The sequence below is a fragment of the Actinomycetospora sp. genome, assembly GCF_055612215.1.
The window spans coordinates 1-3,470 of record NZ_JBVPVA010000075.1 but is presented as its reverse complement, the minus strand read 5'-3'; the positions used below and the strand labels follow the sequence as shown (position 1 = coordinate 3,470).

The 3,470-nt window shown below is 72.5% G+C and carries 3 protein-coding genes; all 3 read left to right on the top strand.

The annotated features are described in order from the left end of the window. Positions 1-908 (top strand): polysaccharide deacetylase family protein (locus AC0CYZ_RS01600; protein WP_472211559.1); only part of this gene is annotated, 908 nt, incomplete at its 5' end. A gap of 85 nt (positions 909-993) precedes the next feature. Next, positions 994-2,769: an FAD-dependent oxidoreductase gene (locus AC0CYZ_RS01595; RefSeq protein WP_472211556.1), complete on the top strand. Its 1,776-nt coding sequence runs from the start codon at positions 994-996 to the stop codon at positions 2,767-2,769. Between the two features lie 6 nt (positions 2,770-2,775). After that, positions 2,776-3,470, top strand: a 695-nt coding sequence (locus AC0CYZ_RS01590; RefSeq protein ID WP_472211553.1) for a dioxygenase, incomplete at its 3' end; no start/stop codon positions are given.

Below are 3,470 nucleotides of genomic sequence, written 5' to 3'. Positions count from 1 at the left end.
GCGGGTCTGGACGGGTAATCCGGGGCATGGCCAAGGAGATTCTCGTCAGCTACGGGGTGGACATCGACGCGGTCGGGGGCTGGCTCGGCTCCTACGGCGGGGAGGACTCGCCGGGGGACATCTCCCGCGGGCTCTTCGCCGGTGAGGTCGGGGTGCCGCGGGTGCTGGAGCTGTTCCGGCGCGCCGGCATCCGCCAGACCTTCTTCTGGCCGGGCCACTCCGTCGAGACGTTCCCCGAGCAGTTCGACGCGTGCGTCGCGGCGGGCCACGAGATCGGCGTGCACGGCTACAGCCACGAGAACCCGATCGCGATGAGCCGCCAGCAGGAGTCCGACGTGCTGGACCACTGCATCGACCTCATCGAGTCCCGCTCGGGCACGCGCCCCACCGGCTACGTCGCCCCGTGGTGGGAGTTCTCCGAGATCACCAACGAGCTGGTGCTGGACCGCGGGCTCAAGTACGACCACTCGCTGATGCACGACGACTTCACGCCCTACTACGTCCGCGTCGGCGACTCCTGGACGAAGATCGACCTCTCCGCCGACGCCGCGGAGTGGATGAAGCCGCTGCACCGGGGCGAGGAGACCGACCTCCTCGAGCTGCCCGCGAACTGGTACCTCGACGACCTGCCGCCGATGATGTTCGTCAAGGGCAGCCCGAACTCCCACGGCTTCGTCAACCCGCGCGACATCGAGCAGCTCTGGCGCGACCAGTTCGACTGGGCCTACCGCGAGCTCGACTACGCGGTCTTCACCATGACGATCCACCCGGACGTCTCCGGGCGCCCGCAGGTGCTGCTCATGCACGAGCGGCTGATCTCCTACATCAACTCCCACGACGGCGTGCGCTGGTTGACGTTCGACGAGATCGCGGACGACTTCCTGCAGCGCCACCCGCGGAGTCGTTGAATCTTCAGCGACCCTCTTCCCTCGGGGGCCCGCCGGGGATGAGGATGGGCGGGCCGGTCGCCGACGACCCGAGAGGGAGCCCGCCATGGCGCAGGAGCGTCCACCCGCCGCCACCACCGACGTCGTCGTGGTCGGCAGCGGCCCGGCCGGCGCCGCGATGGCCCTCGCGCTGGCGACGCTCGGCGTCGACCACCTCGTCGTCACCCGGTACGACTCGCTGGCCGCCGAGCCCCGCGCGCACATCACCAACCAGCGCACGATGGAGGTCCTCGACGACCTCGGCGTCGCCGACGCCGTGATCGCCCAGGCCACCCCGCAGGACCTCATCGGCACCACGACGTTCTGCACGGCGATCACCGGCGAGGAGCTCGGCCGGGTGCGCTCCTGGGGCACCGACCCGCGCAGCCACGCCGCGCACGTCCTCGCGAGCCCGGCGCGCATCTGCGACATGCCGCAGAACCTCATGGAGCCGGTGCTCGTGAACGCCGCGACCGCCCGTGGCTCGCGCGTCCGGTACTCGACGGAGTACCTCTCCCACGTCGTCGACGACGACGGCGTGACGGTCACCGTGCGGGACCGGGCCCGGTCCGACGAGGGCGCCGAGTACGACATCCGCGCCCGCTACCTCTACGGCGCCGACGGCGGGCGCAGTCGCGTCGCCGAGGCGGCCGGGCTCCCGATGCGCGGCGAGATGGGCAAGGCCGGCTCGCTCAACATCGTCTTCCGCGCCGACCTCTCGCCGTGGGTCGCGCACCGCCCGAGCGTCCTCTACTGGGTCCTGCAGCCGGGCTCGGACGTCGGCGGCATCGGCATGGGCGTCGTGCGGATGGTCCGGCCGTGGAACGAGTGGCTGACGATCTGGGGCTACGACGTCGCCGACGGGCCGCCGGACCTCTCCGAGGAGTTCACGACGGGGCTGGTGCGCCGCCTCGTCGGGGTCGACGACCTCGAGGTCGAGGTCCTCGGCAGCTCGGCGTGGACGGTGAACCACATGGCCGCCGAGCACTACGGCTCCGGCCGGGTGTTCTGCGGCGGCGACGCGGTGCACCGCCACCCGCCGTCGAACGGGCTCGGGTCGAACACCTCGATCCAGGACTCGTTCAACCTCGCGTGGAAGCTCGCGCTGGTGCTGCGCGGCGACGCGGGCCCGGCGCTGCTCGACACCTACACCGCCGAGCGCGCGCCGATCGGGCGCCAGGTGGTCGACCGCGCGAACCGCTCCATCGCCGAGACGGGCCGCATCTTCGACGCGCTCGGGGTGAGCGGCACCGACGACCCGGCGACGATGCGCGCCAACATGGACGCCCGCAAGGACGCCGGCGACGCGGCCGAGAAGCAGAGGCGGGCGCTGCGCGAGGCGGTCCGGTTCAAGGCCTACGAGTTCGACGCGCACGGCGTGGAGCTCAACCACCGCTACGTCTCGGGCGCGGTCGTGCCCGACGACCTCGCGCCGGACCCACTCGCGACGGTCGAGGACCCGGAGCTCACCTACGTCGCGTCGACGACGCCCGGCGCCCGGGTGCCGCACGTGTGGCTCGGCCTCACCGGGCGCGACGTCTCGACGGTCCAGCTGGCCGGGCACGGCCGGTTCACCCTGTTCACCGGGCCGGGCGGACAGGCGTGGGGCACCGCGCCCGACGTCGGGTCCGGCCTCGTGGCCCTCGTCGTCGTCGGACCCGGCCAGGACGTCGAGGACCCCTACGGCGAGTGGGCGGGCATGCTCGAGGCCGAGGGGATCGGCGACACCGGCGCGGTCCTGGTCCGCCCCGACCACCACGTGGCCGCGCGGTTCGCCGCGCTGCCCGACGATCCCGCCACCACCCTGTCCACCACGCTCGACCGAGCGCTCTCACGCACCTGAGGCCCCATGGACTTCTCCGAGAAGGACTCCGTCGACGCCGTCCTCGCGAGCTTCGCGAACACCCCCGACCCCCGGCTGCACGAGATCGTGGACGGCCTCGTGCGCCACCTGCACGGGTTCCTGCGCGACGTGCGCCCGAGCCTCGCCGAGTGGGAGCAGGGCATCGAGTTCCTGACGGCGATCGGGCAGAAGTGCGACGAGCAACGGCAGGAGTTCATCCTGTTCTCCGACGTGATGGGGGCGTCGATGCTGGTGGAGACGATGGAGGCGGCCCGGCAGGCGCAGGACGCCACCGCCTCCACGGTGCTCGGCCCGTTCCACGTCGTGGCCAGCCCGGAGCGCGCGCTCGGCGACACGATCGACTCGCTCGGCACCGGGGAGCCGTGTCTCATCGAGGGCTCGGTGGCCGCGCCCGACGGCACCCCGGTGCCGGGCGCGCGGATCGACGTGTGGCAGGCCGACGAGCAGGGCTCCTACGACGTCGAGTCCGGCGGGCGCCAGCCCCTCGGCAACGGGCGGGGCCTGTTCACCGCCGACGACGAGGGCCGGTTCGGGTTCCGCTCGATCGTCCCGGCGCACTACCCGATCCCCCACCGACGGGCCGGTCGGTGCCCTGCTGCGCGCGACGGAGCGGCACCCCTTCCGGCCCGCGCACGTGCACTTCATCGTCGAGGCACCCGGCTACGTCCCGGTGACCACGC

Bases quoted from the DNA above. Each gene is read 5' to 3' on its own strand.
- AC0CYZ_RS01595 (WP_472211556.1), top strand. From the start codon at position 994: ATGGCGCAGGAGCGTCCACCCGCCGCCACCACCGACGTCGTCGTGGTC.